Source organism: Sinorhizobium sp. CB7 (assembly GCF_041357635.1).
Lineage (GTDB): Bacteria > Pseudomonadota > Alphaproteobacteria > Rhizobiales > Rhizobiaceae > Rhizobium.
Window position 1 is genome coordinate 1 of sequence record NZ_JAULLL010000026.1, and the last position, 16,832, is coordinate 16,832.

A 16,832-nucleotide genomic window follows, 5' to 3' on the forward strand; every position below is an offset into this window, starting at 1 on the left:
TGTCGACCGCGGAGACAACCCTGCTCCCGGCGCTGGACAGCTTTGAAGACAGCATTGCCCAACCAATCGAAGATGTCGCGTTGCCCGTTCTCAAAAACGGCCAATGCCGAATGCCAAAACGGCCCTTGACGAAGGCAATGCGATTAGACAACCGCTGCACACTCTTGCGCGACATGCATTAGGCCATCGATTTTGCGAAGGGGACCCCACCTCCGGCGCATGGTTAACACGACATTAACTCCCATGCGGTTAGGGTGGTCGGGTGTATTGCGCGACCCGGCCGGTCTTAGGCCGATTCGCCCGAAGTTGAGTAACGGACGGATAGGACATCATGGGCAGAAGCACCTCGGCAGCAATCGACGGCCGCTCCGGCCGCTTTACGCTTTCGACATTCGTCTGGCGGCAGATGCTGGGGCTCGCGGGCCTAGTGCTCTTCGTGCTTCTGGCGCTGGCGGTGGCGGCGCTCGCGACCTGGAATGTCATGGATCCGAGCTATTCCTACGCGACCAGCAATGCGCCGACGAATATCCTCGGTCGGCCTGGCGCAGAATTCGCCGATCTCATGATGCAGTTCCTGGGCCTTGCCAGCGTGCTTGCCCTCCTGCCTGTCGTCGCCTGGGCGCTTGCATTGATTTCCGGGCGGCGGATCACGCGTCTGCCGGCGCGCGCCGGGGCCTGGGTTGGGAGTATCATTCTCGCATCGGCGGTCGTCGGCTGCTTCCCGGCGCCGCTTACCTGGCCTATCCCCAACGGGATCGGCGGTGTGATCGGCGACATGATCCTTCGATTTCCGGCCCTGTTCGTCGGTACCTATCCGACCGGCACCTTCGCGACCGTGCTCGGCTGTATCTTTGCGGTTCCCACGACATGGCTCATGCTGTTTTCGGCCGGCCTGGTCCGCAACGCCGTCTCCGAGGATGAGGAAGATATCGACGATCTACCGAGCAAGGCCCAAACTGTTGGCGACGATGATGAGGATGATGATGGCTATTCCGGGCTTCTCGCGCTCGGTGCCTTGACACACGCCTGGTACACGGGACAAGCTCGCCTTCGTCGCATCTTCGGCATGGGGCCGCGCAAGCGCCCCGATCGCGATTTCGATTCTCCCTATGATTTCAATGATGATGAATTCGGCAGGTTGAACGAACCCGTTCGCGCCAAGGCGCCGGTCGCGCGCGAGCGCATGGAGCCTTCCATGGGATCGGCCGCGTCCCGAAGGATCGTTTCGGCGCCGGCCATCTCCGTCGACGAGGACGATGGTCCGCCCTTTGACACGGACATGCCGCCGCGCCCTGCCGCCATCTTGCCGGATGACGACGAGGATGATGATTGGGCTCCCATGCCGACGCCGGCGAAAACGGCAGCACCTGGGATTGCGCAGCCGCGCGTCGTACCCCCGGCAGGTCGCCCGAAGCCGGGTGCCCGCCTGGAGCGCGAAGCGCAGGGGTCCTTCATCCGGCCGCACGGTTTTCAGCTTCCGTCGATGCTGCTTCTGGCCGAACCGAAGAACGTAGTGCGTGACCCAACGCTGACGAGCGATGCACTGGAACAGAACGCGCGCATGCTCGAAGGCGTGCTCGAGGATTTCGGCGTCAAGGGAGAGATCATTCACGTCCGGCCCGGCCCGGTCGTGACCCTCTACGAACTCGAACCGGCGCCGGGCATCAAATCGTCGCGCGTCATCGGGCTTGCCGACGACATTGCGCGGTCGATGAGCGCGATTGCGGCCCGCGTCGCCGTCGTTCCGGGGCGCAATGCGATCGGCATCGAATTACCGAATTCGACCCGCGAGACCGTCTATCTGCGCGAGCTGATCGCCAGCCGTGATTTCGAGGGCAGCAAGGCCAAGCTTGCCATGGCGCTCGGCAAGACGATCGGCGGCGAGCCGGTCATCGCCGACCTCGCCAAGATGCCGCATCTTCTCGTCGCGGGCACGACGGGTTCCGGTAAATCCGTGGCGATCAACACCATGATTCTGTCGCTGCTCTACCGCATGACGCCCGAACAGTGCCGTCTGATCATGATCGACCCGAAGATGCTCGAACTCTCCGTCTATGACGGCATCCCGCATCTCCTGTCGCCGGTCGTCACCGATCCGAAGAAGGCGGTCGTCGCGCTCAAATGGACGGTGCGCGAGATGGAAGAGCGCTACAAGAAGATGTCGAAGATCGGCGTGCGCAATATCGACGGCTTCAACACGCGCGTCGAGCAGGCGCTTGCAAAGGGCGAGGCCATCACCCGCACCGTGCAGACAGGCTTCGATCGCGATACGGGCGAGGCGATGTACGAGACCGAAGAATTCGATCTGCAGCCGATGCCCTACATCGTCGTGATCATCGACGAGATGGCAGATCTGATGATGGTCGCGGGCAAGGATATCGAGGGCGCAGTCCAGCGACTGGCGCAGATGGCGCGTGCGGCCGGCATCCATGTCATCATGGCCACACAGCGTCCCTCGGTCGACGTCATCACCGGTACCATCAAGGCGAACTTCCCAACACGCATCTCCTTCCAGGTGACGTCGAAGATCGACAGCCGCACCATTCTCGGCGAGCAGGGAGCCGAGCAGCTGCTGGGCATGGGCGACATGCTCTACATGGCCGGTGGTGGCCGCATTCAGCGTGTACACGGTCCCTTCGTCTCGGATACCGAAGTCGAGGAGATCGTTTCCTACCTGAAGACGCAGGGCTCGCCCCAATATCTCGATGCGATCACGGCCGACGATGACGACGACGATATGGACGGCGGGCCCGCCGGCACGTCCAACCTTGCGGATTCCGACGATCCCTATGATCAGGCGGTGGCGATCGTGCTGCGCGACGGCAAGGCTTCCACCTCCTATGTCCAGCGCCGCCTCGGCATCGGCTATAACCGCGCCGCATCGCTGATCGAACGCATGGAACAGGAAGGCATCATCGGCCCCGCCAATCACGCGGGAAAACGGGAAATCCTGGTGCCGACGGAGGCCGACATCATCGATCGCTGAGCATCGTAAATATCAAATATATTGACGACTTACGAAATCCTCATGAAACTTGATGCGCTTCTCGCCCGTTTCTGTTCAGACAAAATGCACGCCATGAAGACGCCGCGTTTCGGCATCATGGAGATCGCACAATGGAGAACAACATGAAAGAGCCTCAAGTCCTTCTTTCGCCGATCAGCGCGCCTATGACGCGGCGCGCCCTCTTGGGCGCTTTCGGTGCCGTGACGATCGCCAGTGCCGTTCCATCGGCCGTCTTCGCCCAGGCCGCCGCTCAGCCGGTCGGCACGGCCCAGGCGATTGCCGATCATTTTTCCGGCGTGATCACCATGCAGGGCGAGTTCGTGCAATTCGGGCCGCGCGGGGAGCAGTCGGGCGGGAAATTCTACATTGAGCGTCCCGGCAAGCTGCGGTTCAACTACAACGATCCTTCGCCGCTCAGGGTCATCGCCGACGGCAAGAGCGTTGCGATCGGCAACGTCAAGCTCAAGACCTGGGATCTCTATCCGCTTTCAAAGACGCCGCTGAGCCTGCTGCTTGCAAGGCACATCGATCTTTCGGCCGATATGGTGAGGGGCGTCAAGGAGGAGCCGGATCTGACGACGATCGCCCTCGGCAACAACAGCGTTTTCGGCAATTCGCTGATCACCATGATGTTTGATCCGAAGACTTACGATCTCAGGCAGTGGACGATTACGGACAATCAGGGCAAGGACACCTCCGTCATGATTTTCAACGTCAGGACCGGTGTCCAGTTCGACGATCGCGTCTTCCGCATTCCCTATGAGGATATCCGCAAGGGAGGTTGAGGGAGCGCCTTGATTCGACCGGCAGTGCAGGTGCAAATTCTGCGCCTCGTGCTTTTTCCGTTGAAGAAGTCGGATGACGGTGCAAGGCCGCTGGTTCCGTCGTCGCCTTTGCTCTAAACCCTTTGCGTTTGACCGCAGAAGGGCAGGGCATGGGGTTCTCGATCGCGACGTGGAATATCAATTCGCTCAGGCTGCGCATGCCGCTCGTCGAGCAGTTCGTCCTCAAACATCGGCCGGATATTCTTTGCCTGCAGGAGACCAAGGTTCCAAACGACCTGTTTCCGGCCTCTCCGCTTCGGGCGATGGGATACGACCACATCATCATTCACGGGCAGAAGGGCTATCACGGCGTTGCGATCGCTTCACGCGTGCCGCTCCTGGAAGATCATCGGCAGGATTATTGCGGCGTCGGCGACTCCCGGCATATCTCCGCAATCTTCGAGCGCGGGGGCCGCAGGATAAGGCTGCACAATTTCTACGTCCCCGCAGGGGGCGATGAACCCGACCGCACGATCAATCCGAAATTCGGGCACAAGCTCGATTTCATCGAGGAGATGAAACGGCTTCATGCCAATGCCGAGCCCGGGGTTTCAGCCATTCTCGTCGGCGATCTCAATATCGCGCCACTCGAGCATGACGTGTGGTCCCATAAGCAGCTCTTGAAGATCGTCAGCCATACGCCGGTCGAAACCGAGGGGTTGCTGGACGTCATGAAACGTGGCGCCTGGCTCGATCTCATGCGCCAGAAGGTGCCGGCAAGCGAAAAGCTCTATACCTGGTGGAGCTATCGCGCCAAGGACTGGGAGGCGGCAGATCGCGGGCGCCGCCTGGATCACATCTGGTCGTCCTCCGATCTCGGCCCCTTGCTGCAGCGTATCGAGGTGTTGAAGGATGCCCGCGGCTGGGACCGCCCGTCCGACCATGTGCCGGTCACTGCTCATTTCGAGCTTTGAAGGCGCTTCAGGAAAACCGGCTCAGCATGGAAGCGGCCTGCTTCGCCATCGCGACGAAGTTGTCGCGGATACGCGACTCTATCAGCTGCGCTGCTTCCGGATATTCCTCGATCAAGCGGTGAAACAGGGCGCGGGTAATCCGGATGACATCGGACTCTTCGGTGGCGACCGCGGTGTATTTGCGTTCCACGAGTGTTATCAATGCAAGTTCCGACAGGAGCGTGCCTGCCGTTGCCGTCGCGGCAACCTCCGGCTTTCCACCATCGCCTAGCACGCTTAATTCGAAACGGCCGCTTGCAACAACATAGGCGCATTCGGCCGGCGACTTTTCACGAAACAGCGTCTGGCCGGCGGAGATATGCCGGCGATCTGCGCCGAAAGCGATCAGACGAAGCTGGTCCTCCCCCATGTTCTGAAAGAGGGGAAGCTTCGAAAGCAGTCGGATATCATCGTTAAGCGCCATGCTTTTCCTGGATCACGGAATGATCTTGTAGCCGCCATTTTCGGTGACGAGGATCTCCGCATTGGAGGGGTCACGTTCGATCTTCTGGCGCAGCCTGTAGACGTGGGTCTCCAGCGTGTGCGTGGTGACGCCGGAATTGTAGCCCCATACCTCTTCGAGCAGGACGTCGCGCGTCACGACCTTCTGGTCGGCGCGATAGAGATAGCGGATAATCGCCGCTTCCTTTTCCGTCAGGCGAATCTTGTGGCCGTTGTCGGTGGTCAAAAGCTTCTGGCTCGGCTTGAAAAGATAGGGACCGACGGTGAAAGTGGCGTCCTCGCTCTGTTCGTGCTGTCGGAGCTGCACCCGGATGCGGGCGAGCAGCACCGCAAAACGGAACGGCTTCGTGACGTAATCGTTGGCGCCGGCTTCTAGACCGAGCACCGTATCCGAATCGGTGTCGTGACCGGTGAGCATGATGATGGGCGCCTTGAAGCCGCCCTTGCGCAGTAGCTTGACCGCCTCGCGGCCATCCATATCCGGAAGACCGACATCCATGATGAGCAGGTCGATCGCACCCGATCGCGCCGCCTGGATACCCTTGCCGGCCGTGGCTTCCTGCAGGACCGTGAATTCCTCATACAGCGACAACTGCTCGCTCAGGGTCTCGCGCAGGTCGTCATCATCATCCACCAGAAGAATAGTGCGTGCTGTCATGCGGCTCTTTTCCTTGCGGTTTGTCTTTCATGTCCTACGCCAAAATCAATTTTTGGCAAGTCGTGCCCGCGCGCGGGCTTTGCCGCCTGATCGAAATTGCTATGGTTCGAACGAATCCAATGGCAAGACATGGGAGAAAAATGGAAAAAGCAAGGCAGCCAAGCGGGATAGCGCGATCGACTATCATTGTGCGTTCCGCGCCCGGCAGTAAAAGCCGGGCATTCGTCCGTTTCGGGGCGGTTACTGTCCCCGCCGCAATCGGGCGTACCGGGCGAACCATCTCGAAGCAGGAAGGTGACGGCGCGACGCCGATCGCTTCGATGATGCTGCTTTACGGCTTCATGCGCGGCGACAGAATCCGCTTCCTGCAGACATCCCTGCCGATGAAGAGAACCCGGAAGGAGATGTTGTGGTGCGATGAGCCGAGAAATGCCAATTACAACCGACTGGTCAAGGTACCCTTTGCCGAGGGCCATGAAAAGATGATGCGGAGCGACGGGCTCTATGACATCTGCCTCGTCCTCGACTGGAATATCCGCTCGCGCCGCCGCAATCGCGGTTCGGCGATCTTCCTCCACCTGATCAAACCGGGTTACGAGCCCACAGCCGGATGTATCGCGATCGGCCGAAAAGATATGGTGCGGCTGATGCGGTTCGTCAGGCGGGGAACGAGAGTGAAAGTCATTTGAGGTTGCACAAGGGGTGATAATCGTCATCTGGCGACCTATATCAGGGCGGGCGGAGGATTCGCCGTCAGCCGGAGGCAAAGGGTCTCCGAAACCTTCTTTCGAATTCATATCCCGCATTTGTTCATTACTCTTCATTACTGGAGATATAGTGTGACCAATCACCCTATCATTACCTTCCATGACGGACACTCAATTCCCCAGGTCGGTCTCGGCGTCTGGCGTACTCCGGATGATATCGCGGCTCCAACGGTACGGGCAGCGCTCGAGGCGGGCTATCGCCATGTCGATACGGCTGCAATCTACAACAACGAGGAAGGTGTCGGCGAGGGCATCCGCTCCTCCGGCGTTGCTCGTGAAGACATCTTTTTGACGACAAAACTGTGGAACGACGCACAGGGCTATGATTCTGCCCTCAAGGCATTCGACGACAGCCTGAAGCGTCTCGGGACCGATTATATCGATCTCTATCTCATCCATTGGCCGGCACCGCATCGTGGCAGCTATGTGGACACGTGGAAGGCCTTCGTCCGTCTGCAGAAAGAGGGCCGCGCGCGTTCGATCGGTGTTTCCAATTTCTACCCCGATCATCTCGAGCGCATCATTGGCGAGACGGGTGTCGCACCGGTTCTCAACCAGATTGAGCTGCATCCGGATTTTCAGCAGCGGACGCTGCGCGAAGTCCATGAGAAGCTTGGAATTGCCACCGAGTCCTGGAGCCCGCTCGGACAGGGCATGCTGCTGACGAATCCGGTCATCGGCTCGATCGCCGCCAAACACGACCGCACGCCGGCTCAGGTCATCATCCGCTGGCACATAGACAGCGGTCTGATCGTCATTCCGAAGTCGGTGACGCCGAGCCGCATCATCGAGAATTTCCAGGTCTTCGACTTCAAGCTGGACGCGGACGATATGGCGGCAATCGCGAAGCTGGACAAGGCCGGCGGGCGTATCGGTCCTGATCCCAAGACTGCAGCCTTCTGATAGAGATGCCAGAGCGGTTCAGCTTTTCATGGAATCGCAGAACCGCTCTAACCCTTTGTTTTTACGCAAATCCGAACGGAAAAGCGCTTCGCACTTTTCCTGGAATTGCTCTAAAGGGCGGCTTGAAACCCGCCCTTATGATCCTTCAGACAAGCGAGCGCGGCGTCACAAATCTTTCGAGATGTCCGCTCGTCGGGGTAATGTCTTCCCATCGGTTCGCTTCGAAATCGATGACGGCAAGCCCGCAGGTGGGGAACTTCTCCTGCAGACGGCGGCGGGCATCCCGATCCTCCTCACGGCAGAGGTCCAGTGCGAATGCCTGCAGGCCCGGATTGTGGCCGATAAGCATGACGGTCGCCGCCGAGGGCTCGATGGCGTGAACGATCTTCAGAATTTCGGTTGCCGCTGCCGCGTATAATTTCGTGAGATCGCGCTTGGCGACATGCGGGGGCAGGGCGGTGCTGACGAGCTTCCAGGTTTCCTGGGTACGCCGGGCCGTCGATACCAGCACAAGGTCGGGAACAAGCTCTTCACGGGCCAGATATGCCCCCATGACCGGCGCTGATTTCTGTCCGCGCGAAGCGAGGGGGCGGTCCTGATCCGCAACACCGTTCGGCCATGCGGACTTCCCATGGCGCAGTAGAATGAGGCGCCGCCTTTTTGCGGAAGAACCGGTCGCAGAACTTCGGGCCATCTCAATCAACCGAAACAAGAACAGGGAAGGAGCCATGCAGTGCAAGATCATTCTCGCACCGAATGCGCTTTTTGTCTTCCACCGGATAAGGGATCTCCATCAGCCCTCAGGTCATGCGCGCTCCCTCTCCCGTGACCGAAAGAGGGAGCGTGCTTTCACTTCCATCCGCGGATATCGACGAAATGACCGGCGATCGCCGCCGCTGCCGCCATGGCGGGCGAAACGAGGTGAGTGCGGCCCTTGAAGCCCTGGCGGCCTTCGAAGTTGCGGTTCGAGGTCGAGGCGCAGCGCTCACCCGGCTTCAGGCGATCATCATTCATGGCAAGGCACATGGAGCAGCCCGGCTCGCGCCAATCGAAACCGGCGGCCTTGAAGATCTTGTCGAGGCCTTCTGCCTCCGCCTGTTCCTTGACGAGACCAGACCCGGGAACGATCATGGCATTGACGGTCGAGGCGACCGTCTTGCCCTCGACGACCTTTGCGACCTCGCGCAGGTCTTCGATGCGACCATTGGTGCAGGAGCCAATGAAGACGCGGTCGATATTGATCTCGGTCATCGGCGTGCCCGGCTTCAGGCCCATATAGTCGAGCGCACGCCACTTGGAAGCGCGCTTCGTCTCATCCTGGATCTCGTCCGGATTGGGAACGACACCCTGCACCGAGACGACGTCCTCCGGTGAAGACCCCCAGGAGACGATCGGCGGAAGATTGGCTGCATCGAGCACGACGACGCGGTCGTAGTGGGCGCCCTCATCGGTATGCAGTGTCTTCCAATATTCGAGTGCCCTGTCCCAGGCCTCGCCCTCAGGGGCGCGCGGCCTGCCCTTAATGTAGGCGAATGTAGTCTCGTCCGGAGCAATCAGGCCGGCACGGGCGCCGCCTTCGATCGTCATGTTGCAGATCGTCATGCGGCCTTCCATCGACAGCGAGCGGATCGCTTCGCCGGCGAATTCGATGACGTGGCCAGTGCCGCCTGCGGTGCCGATCTCGCCGATGATCGCGAGGATGATGTCCTTGGCGGTGACGCCTGGCGGCAGCTGGCCGTCGACACGCACCAGCATATTCTTCGCCTTCTGCTGGATCAGCGTCTGGGTCGCGAGCACATGCTCGACCTCGGAGGTGCCGATGCCGTGCGCCAGCGCACCGAAGGCGCCGTGGGTCGAGGTGTGGCTGTCGCCGCAGACGATGGTCATGCCAGGCAGCGTGAAACCCTGCTCGGGACCGACGATGTGGACGATGCCCTGGCGCTTGTCGTTCTCGGAGTAATATTCGACGCCGAAATCGGCGGCGTTCCTGGCGAGCGCCTCCACCTGGATGCGGCTTTCCTCGTTCTTGATGCCGAGATGGCGGTCGGGAGAGGTCGGCACGTTATGGTCGACGACGGCGAGCGTCTTTTGCGGCGCGCGAACCTGGCGGCCGGACATGCGCAGGCCTTCGAAGGCCTGCGGCGACGTCACTTCGTGAACGAGGTGACGGTCGATGTAGAGAAGACAGGTTCCGTCTTGCTGGCTGTCGACCAGATGATCATCCCAGATTTTATCGTAAAGGGTGCGCGGAGCGCTCATGGCTATGTTCCGTATTGAGATTTCGAAAAAGAGACATCGGCGAAAAAGGTCCGCCAGCCGTAAAGATCAACGAAGTCGGCTGTTGAGCGCGCCCGAGATCATGGCAAAGAAACGGGCCGGCAGGCGCTTATGGTCCTGCAGCACGAAAACCGCGACGTAATGTCCGTCTTTGCCGACTATCTTTGTCATAGCCGCCGCTCATACCAATTTTCTGCCTTCTCGGCAATTCCTATCGTTCATGCGCCCGTCGCATCCGCTTTTCGATCTGCCGCAGCATCAGCGACAGGCCGATCGTCAGCACAAGATAGATATAGGTGACGATCGAATAGGTTTCGAAGAAGCGAAAGGAACCAGCGGCATAGACCTTTCCCATCTGCGTGATGTCGGCCACACCCAGCACGGAGACAAGTGACGAATCCTTCACCATCGAGACGAAATCATTGGAGAGCGGCGGGAAGATCACCCTGACGGCCTGCGGAAAGACAACGAGCCGGAAACGCTGATAGCGCGACAGGCCGAGGGCCTTGGCCGCTTCGATCTGTCCCTCGTCGACGGATTGGATCCCGGCACGAAAGATTTCTGCGATGAAGGAGGAGTAGCCGATCATGAGAGCAATGATGGCACGCCACATCAGGGAGAGGTCGCGAACGAGCAACGGCTCCGTCAGACCCGCATTTGCGAGCGGCCGAGTCAGGAAATTGTAGGCCGCAACGAGTCCCGGAGCGCCAACGAAGGCGACATAGAAGAGGAGCACGAGGATCGGAATACCACGGATGATCTCGATATAGAAACGGGCGATCTGACGCAATACGAGCCTTTCCGACAGGCCCAAGAGGGCGATGCAGAGGCCGAGGACAGTTGCAAGCGCGAAGGCGACCAAGGTCACGAAGATGGTAATGCCGACGCCATTGACGACTGTCCGGAAGACCTGGGCGTAAATGCCGTTGGTGACGATCACCATGGCCAGAATGCACCCAATCAGAACGAGGGCGACCAGCCACCAGGGATAATCGCCCTTGATCTGTCCGCCAGCGGATCGTTCCGGTGCCATCATGAAATCTTCGGGCGAGCCGAGGTCATTCGCCCATCTTGTAATCGAGGAACCACTTCTTGTTCAGCGCATCCAGCGTGCCGTCGGCCTTGAGCACGGCGATGGCGGAATTGACGGGGGCGACAAGGTCGGACCCCTTCTGAAAGATGAAGCCGAAATCCTCGGTGCCGAGCGGCTCGCCGATCAGCTTCAGGGCGCCGTTCGAGGCATCGACATAGCCCTTGCCGGCGGTGCCATCGGTCAAAACGACGTCGACATCACCCGCTTTCAGCGCCTGAACAGTGGCGCCAAAAGTTTCGAACAGCTTGATGCGGGGATTTTGTTCGTTGCCATCCAGCACTTCGTAGACGGCCGTGTAGAAAGGGGTTGTGCCCGGCTGCGCGCCGATCAAGCCATCCTTGAGCGCCGCGAAGGATTTGGCATCGGTAAAGCGGTTCTCGTCGCCGCGCACCAGCATGAACTGCTGCGAGCGCATGTATGGGTCGGAGAAATCCACCTTTTCCTTGCGATCATCCTTGATGGTAATGCCGGTCATGCCGATGTTGTACTGGCCATCCGAGACGGCCTGGATCATCGCATCCCAACTTGTGTTCTGATATTCGACCTTGAAGTTCAGACGCTTGGCGATCTCGTTCATCGCATCGTACTCCCAGCCGATCGCCTGGCCGGATTTCGGATCGACGAACTGCAGCGGCGGATAGGCATTCTCCGTCACGACGACGACAGTCTTGCCGCCGAGATCGGGAAGATCTGCCGCGAAAACAAGGCAGGGCGTGAGAAAAAAGGCAGTCAATCCGGCAAGAAACGAGCGGCGGAACGGCATGAGCGTCTCCAGAAAACAGAATGCAGGCAAAATGTCACGTGTTGTGGACAGGATGCAAGAACAAGCTACGCCTACAGCGCCGCGCGTCAAATATGGCGCGCAAAGGACGCTGTAGAACTAAGAATCTTCAGGCCGAAGCGCGGCTTTCTTTCCAGGCTGAAGCGAGGATACGCAGCCAATTTTCCCGGGCGAGCTTGCGAAGGTCCGCGCCGACATAGCCGCGCTCCTGAAGTGCCGTGATCAGCTTCTGATTGCCCGCCGCATCACCAATCTCCTCGGGAATGGTCGCGCCGTCGAAATCCGACCCGAGCGCGACGCAATCGATGCCAAGACGGTCGACGAGATAATCGATATGCCGCACAACGTCCGAGATCGGCGTGGCTGCCTCAGAGCGGCCATCCGGCCGCAGCATAGCGGTCGCGTAGTTGACGCCGACAAGACCCTTGCGTTCGCGGATCGCGTCAAGCTGCCGATCGGTCAGATTGCGTGCGACCGGCGTCAGGGCATGGGCGTTGGAATGGCTTGCGACGAGCGGCCGTTCGCTTGCTCTCGCGACATCCCAGAAGCCCCTTTCGGTGATGTGAGCAAGATCGACCAGGATGCCGAGACGATCGCATTCGCGGACGAGAGCAAAGCCCGCATCCGTCAGCCCCGGGCCCGTGTCCGGGGATAAGGGAAAGGCGAAGGGGACGCCATGGCCGAAGATATTATTGCGGCTCCAGACAGGTCCGAGCGAACGCAGGCCCGCGGCATAGAAGGTTTCGAGCGCGGCGAGATCGGCGCCGATCGCTTCGCAGCCTTCCATATGCATGACAGCCGCGAAAATTCCGCTTTCCATCGCTGCGCGGATTTCGGCCGTGGTGCGGCAAAGCTTCCAGGCTCCGGCACGATCCAGGCGGAGCGCGATTGCCGCCATCTCCAGCGCGATATCGAGAGAAGAGGACCGCTCAAGCGGCGGCGCCAGCGGGGTCGCATAATGTCCCCTGCTGTCGGGTTCGGAAAACACCAGGTTTCCGGAGGGAATATAAATGGCACAGAGCCCGCCCGCCAAGCCGCCGGCTTTCGCGCGCGGGGCGTCGATGTGACCTGATGTCGTTCCCTTGGCAAATTCCGCGATGGGATCTTCACCGTCGCGAGCATGGGTCCAAAGTCTCAACAGAACATCATTGTGACCATCGAATACGAGATGCATTGTCCATCCTGAGCGACATTAAGAAGTGCGGCCAGCATAGGAAAGATGAAGGGATTCGCCATCCCTATTTTCAAAAATCTGCCATCGAGGTTCTGCATAAGAAAAAGGCGGAGGTTGCCCTCCGCCCTGCCGAGCTGATTGCCGGTTCTAATGTTTTGCTCGTTTTTTCTGCCGGTAGACGTCGATGACGACCGCGGCGACGATGATGACGCCCTTGACGATCTCCTGATAGTAGGCGTCCACCCGGAGGAAGGTGAAACCCGAGGTCATGACGCCGAGAATGATGGTGCCGATCACCGTGCCTGTGATGCGTCCGATGCCGCCGGTGAGCGACGTACCGCCGATGACCGCGGCGGCAATGGCGTCCAGTTCGTACATCACGCCCATCCCCGCCTGCGCCGTCTGTGCGCGGGCAGCGGTGACAACGCCCGCGAGACCGGCCAGCAACCCTGCAATGGCATAGACCTTGATCAGATGCGCCTCGACATTGATGCCCGAAACGCGCGCCGCCTGCACATTGGCGCCGATCGCATAGGTGAACTTGCCGTAGCGGGTGTAGCGCAGCGCGATGTGGAAGATCAGCGCGACGACCAGAAAGACGACAACAGGCCAGATGCCGGTGCCGATGAAGTTGAACTGTTCCGTGAGGCCGGAAACCGGCTGGCCCTTGGTATACCATTTCGAAATGCCGCGGGCGGAGACCATCATGCCGAGCGTTGCGATAAATGGCGGTATTTTGGTCTTGGCAATGAGCTGACCGTTGATGAATCCGGCCGCAAGCCCGATCAGAAGCCCGATGCCGATCGGAATGAAGAAGGGAAGATCGGTCATCGAGGGGTAAAGCGCCCTCGGCCAGGTCGAAGCCTGGGCGAAGCTCGCCGCGATCATCGCGGTCATGCCGACCACGGAACCGGAGGACAGGTCGATGCCGCCGGTGATGATGACCTGCGTGACGCCGACGGCGATGATGCCGATGACGGACACCTGCAGGATCATGATCGTCAGGCGCTGCGGGTTCATCAGGAAGCTCTGGCCGATGAAGATCCAGCCGAGGATCTCATAGACGAGCGCGATACCGATCAGCACGAGGAAAATGTTGAGTTCCGGCGGGATTCTCCGGCGTTTCGGCCGGGCGGCCAGAGGTGCGGTTCCCTCAGCGGCTTTTATCGTCATGTTGGTCCTCCCTTGCCTGACGGACGGTCGCGACAATCATTGCGCGGCCAGCTCCATCACCTTGATCTGGGTTGCTTCCTCGCGGTTCAGAAAGCCGGTGACCCGGCCCTCATGCATCACCATGATGCGATCGCTCATGCCGAGCACTTCAGGCATTTCGGAAGAGATCATGATCACCGCGACGCCATTGCGCGCCATCTCCGTCACCAGCCGGTGGATCTCGGCCTTCGCGCCAACATCGATGCCGCGGGTCGGCTCGTCCAGTATGAGGATACGCGGATTGGTCAGCAGCCAGCGTCCAATCAGGACCTTCTGCTGATTGCCGCCGGAAAGGTTTTCCACGCGTTCATCCAGGTTTGGCGTCTTGATGCGCAGCTTGCGCGCCATATCCTCGCAGGTGGTTTCCACCGCGCCTTCCTGCACGAAGCCGCCCTTGACGAATTTGTCGTGCAGCACGGCGATCTGCATGTTTTCGAGGACATTGAGAATGAGCAGGCAGCCCGTATCCTTCCGGTCCTCCGTCAGAAACGCCATGTGATGCTGGATTGCGACCGTCGGCGAAGTGATATCGACCTTCCTGCCATAAAGCTCGATCGTTCCCGAACTTGCTGGCGTCACGCCGAACAGCGTCTCTGCGACATTGGAGCGACCGGAGCCGACCAATCCCGCCACGCCGAGAATTTCGCCGGCGCGGACATCGAATGAGACATTCCGGAAGACGTTGTTCAGGGAGAGATCCTTGACCGAGAGCACCACCTCGCCGATCGGCACTTCCTCCTTCGGGAACATCTGCGTAATTTCGCGCCCGACCATCATGCGGATGATGTCGTCGCGCGTCACATCGGTCGACAAATGCGTGCCGATATATCTGCCGTCACGGAAGACGGAGAACTCGTCGGCGATCTCGAAGAGTTCGTTCATCTTGTGGGTGATGTAGACGATGCCGATGCCCTGGGCGCGCAGATCGCGGATAATCTGAAAGAGGTGTTCCACCTCGCGCTCGGTCAGCGCCGAGGTCGGCTCGTCCATGATCAGGACGTCGGAATTATAGGAAACCGCCTTGGCGATTTCGACCATCTGACGATTGGCGACGGAGAGATGGCGCACCTCGATTTCCGGATCGATCGCGATGTTGAGCCGCTGAAAAAGATCGTCCGTCATCCGATGCATGGCGGCATGATCGACGAAGCCGAAGCGGTTCTTAGGCTCGCGCCGAATCCAGATGTTTTCCGCGACCGTCATAAACGGCATCAGGTTCAGCTCCTGATGAATCATGGCAATACCGTTTTCGAGTGCATCAAGAGGAGACTGCAGCCTTATCTGAATGCCTTTCAGGTGGACCTCACCCTGGTCAGGCGTGTAGATGCCGGCGAGGATCTTCATGAGCGTGGATTTTCCGGCGCCGTTCTCCCCCATCAGTGCGTGAACTGTACCGCGCTTCAGCCGGAACGAGACGTCGTCGAGCGCGACAACACCCGGAAATTCCTTGCGGATGCCTTCGGCGCTCAAGAGATATTCCGCGTTCGGAACTGCGCCGCTTGCTCGAACGGCAGCCATCGTGGACGGGCTGACAGCCATTTTCCTTCCTCCCGGTGCACTTCTGAAGTCGGAGGGATGCGGACATAGGTCCGCATCCCAGGTTCCTTTCGCCTCAGTTCTTGGCGACGAAATCCTTGACGTTTGCCGGCGTTACCAGCTGGAAGGGAATGTAGACCTTCTTGTCGACGGGTTCGCCCTTGGCAAGCTTCAGAGCCGCATCGAGAGCGCCCTTGCCCTGACCCGCAGCATCCTGGAAGACTGTCACGTCGAGATCACCCGCCTGCATCGCGGCAAGCGCGTCCTGGGTCGCATCGACACCGCCGATAACGACACTGTCCATCGACTTGCCGGCAGCCTTCAACGCCTGGATGGCACCGATTGCCATTTCGTCATTGTTTGAAATGACGGCGTCGAACTCGATTCCGCTCGAAAGCCAGTTGGTCATCAGGTCCGATCCCTGGGTGCGCGACCAGTTCGCCGTCTGCTCTTCGACGATCTCGATGCCCTTGCATTCGTCGGTCGCCACCACGTCATGAACATCCTTGGTGCGCATGCGGGCCGCCTGATTCGAAAGTTCGCCCATCATGATGACGGCCTTGCCCTTGCCGCCCAGCAGACGGCAGATTTCCTTGGTTTCCAGTGTACCGGATTCGGCCTCGTTCGAAGCAACGAACGCCTGCTTGTCCGGAAGGCTGTCGACGTTGACCGGCTCGCGGTTGACATAGACGAGCGGGATCTTTGCATCGGCGGCGATCTTCGACATCGCTGCCGTCGCATCCGTGTCGACCGGGTTGACGATGATTGCGTCGACGCCGGCGGCAATGAAATTCTGGATCTGGCTCTGCTGCTTGGCGACGTCGTTCTGTGCGTCTTCCACCTGCAGCGTGACGCCCTTGAGCGACTTGGCATAGTCCTGCATGCCGTTGCGCAGAACGGTCAGGAAGTTGTCATCGAAAAGTGCCATCGACACGCCGACGGTTTCCGCGTGGGCTGCCGTCGACATGACGAGTGCCAAAGCAGAGCTCAGGATAAACTTTTTCATCTATTTTCCTCCACAAAAGGTGTCCGGCCGCACCCTCCTCATGCCGGAGCTCCCGGTCTTGCCGTGAAGCCATCAATTCCTGGCGCCGTCACTCCCGATGGCGACACCAAAACGGAACAAACAAACCGTAAAATTTGCTTTACGGAATATTTATTCCATTTTCTGCGCGCAACGTCAAC

Annotated in this window: 17 protein-coding genes; 6 read left to right on the plus strand and 11 right to left on the minus strand. The window is 59.7% G+C overall.

The genetic code is table 11. The annotated features are described in order from the left end of the window. The 4 genes from AAE029_RS32415 to AAE029_RS32430 form a co-directional block, all read left to right on the plus strand. Nucleotides 1-182: hypothetical protein (locus tag AAE029_RS32415; protein ID WP_371077109.1), on the plus strand; the 182-nt coding region annotated here is incomplete at its 5' end. A 149-nt stretch (nucleotides 183-331) separates the two neighbouring features. After that, nucleotides 332-2,986 carry a DNA translocase FtsK 4TM domain-containing protein gene (locus AAE029_RS32420; protein WP_371077042.1) on the plus strand — a complete coding sequence of 885 codons (2,655 nt, stop codon included), beginning with the start codon at nucleotides 332-334 and terminating at the stop codon, nucleotides 2,984-2,986. Nucleotides 2,987-3,129: 143 nt separating this feature from the next. Further along, entirely contained in the window at nucleotides 3,130-3,792 is a 663-nt protein-coding gene (locus tag AAE029_RS32425; protein ID WP_371077043.1) for an outer membrane lipoprotein carrier protein LolA, read from the plus strand. A gap of 149 nt (nucleotides 3,793-3,941) precedes the next feature. Next, nucleotides 3,942-4,745, plus strand: a complete 804-nt coding sequence (locus AAE029_RS32430; protein ID WP_371077044.1) for an exodeoxyribonuclease III — start codon at nucleotides 3,942-3,944, stop codon at nucleotides 4,743-4,745. Between the two features lie 7 nt (nucleotides 4,746-4,752). Here AAE029_RS32430 and AAE029_RS32435 read toward each other — a convergent pair whose 3' ends face one another. Continuing rightward, entirely contained in the window at nucleotides 4,753-5,208 is a 456-nt protein-coding gene (locus AAE029_RS32435) for a cyclic nucleotide-binding domain-containing protein (protein ID WP_371077045.1), read from the minus strand. Nucleotides 5,209-5,220: 12 nt separating this feature from the next. Beyond that, nucleotides 5,221-5,904 carry a response regulator transcription factor gene (locus tag AAE029_RS32440; RefSeq protein WP_371077046.1) on the minus strand — a complete coding sequence of 228 codons (684 nt, stop codon included), beginning with the start codon at nucleotides 5,902-5,904 and terminating at the stop codon, nucleotides 5,221-5,223. Nucleotides 5,905-6,044: 140 nt separating this feature from the next. On the opposite strand from AAE029_RS32440, the gene AAE029_RS32445 reads away from it, so the two are divergent. Next, nucleotides 6,045-6,593, plus strand: coding sequence for a L,D-transpeptidase (locus AAE029_RS32445; RefSeq protein ID WP_371077047.1), 549 nt, complete (start codon nucleotides 6,045-6,047; stop codon nucleotides 6,591-6,593). Nucleotides 6,594-6,743: 150 nt separating this feature from the next. Beyond that, nucleotides 6,744-7,574 carry an aldo/keto reductase gene (locus AAE029_RS32450; RefSeq protein WP_371077048.1) on the plus strand — a complete coding sequence of 277 codons (831 nt, stop codon included), beginning with the start codon at nucleotides 6,744-6,746 and terminating at the stop codon, nucleotides 7,572-7,574. A gap of 145 nt (nucleotides 7,575-7,719) precedes the next feature. On the opposite strand, the gene AAE029_RS32455 is transcribed toward AAE029_RS32450, so the two are convergent. The 9 genes from AAE029_RS32455 to AAE029_RS32495 all read right to left on the minus strand — a co-directional run bounded on the left by AAE029_RS32455 (nucleotide 7,720) and on the right by AAE029_RS32495 (nucleotide 16,653). Beyond that, entirely contained in the window at nucleotides 7,720-8,268 is a 549-nt protein-coding gene (locus AAE029_RS32455) for a histidine phosphatase family protein (RefSeq protein ID WP_371077049.1), read from the minus strand. Nucleotides 8,269-8,423: 155 nt separating this feature from the next. After that, nucleotides 8,424-9,833 carry a 3-isopropylmalate dehydratase large subunit gene (gene leuC, locus AAE029_RS32460; RefSeq protein WP_371077050.1) on the minus strand — a complete coding sequence of 470 codons (1,410 nt, stop codon included), beginning with the start codon at nucleotides 9,831-9,833 and terminating at the stop codon, nucleotides 8,424-8,426. 66 nt (nucleotides 9,834-9,899) lie between these two features. Further along, entirely contained in the window at nucleotides 9,900-10,022 is a 123-nt protein-coding gene (locus AAE029_RS32465; RefSeq protein WP_371077051.1) for a hypothetical protein, read from the minus strand. Between the two features lie 40 nt (nucleotides 10,023-10,062). Then, complete coding sequence (locus tag AAE029_RS32470; protein ID WP_371077101.1) at nucleotides 10,063-10,884, minus strand: amino acid ABC transporter permease; 822 nt, start codon at nucleotides 10,882-10,884, stop codon at nucleotides 10,063-10,065. A gap of 25 nt (nucleotides 10,885-10,909) precedes the next feature. Next, nucleotides 10,910-11,707: a basic amino acid ABC transporter substrate-binding protein gene (locus AAE029_RS32475; RefSeq protein ID WP_371077052.1), complete on the minus strand. Its 798-nt coding sequence runs from the start codon at nucleotides 11,705-11,707 to the stop codon at nucleotides 10,910-10,912. 127 nt (nucleotides 11,708-11,834) lie between these two features. Next, nucleotides 11,835-12,899, minus strand: coding sequence for a dipeptidase (locus AAE029_RS32480; protein ID WP_371077053.1), 1,065 nt, complete (start codon nucleotides 12,897-12,899; stop codon nucleotides 11,835-11,837). Between the two features lie 147 nt (nucleotides 12,900-13,046). Beyond that, nucleotides 13,047-14,072 (minus strand): ABC transporter permease, encoded by a 1,026-nt coding sequence (locus AAE029_RS32485; protein ID WP_371077054.1) that lies wholly within the window; start codon nucleotides 14,070-14,072, stop codon nucleotides 13,047-13,049. A gap of 36 nt (nucleotides 14,073-14,108) precedes the next feature. Then, on the minus strand, nucleotides 14,109-15,650 hold the full coding sequence (locus tag AAE029_RS32490; RefSeq protein ID WP_371077055.1) for a sugar ABC transporter ATP-binding protein: 1,542 nt from the start codon (nucleotides 15,648-15,650) through the stop codon (nucleotides 14,109-14,111). 73 nt (nucleotides 15,651-15,723) lie between these two features. Next, nucleotides 15,724-16,653 carry a sugar ABC transporter substrate-binding protein gene (locus tag AAE029_RS32495; RefSeq protein ID WP_371077056.1) on the minus strand — a complete coding sequence of 310 codons (930 nt, stop codon included), beginning with the start codon at nucleotides 16,651-16,653 and terminating at the stop codon, nucleotides 15,724-15,726. Nucleotides 16,654-16,832 lie beyond the last annotated feature (179 nt).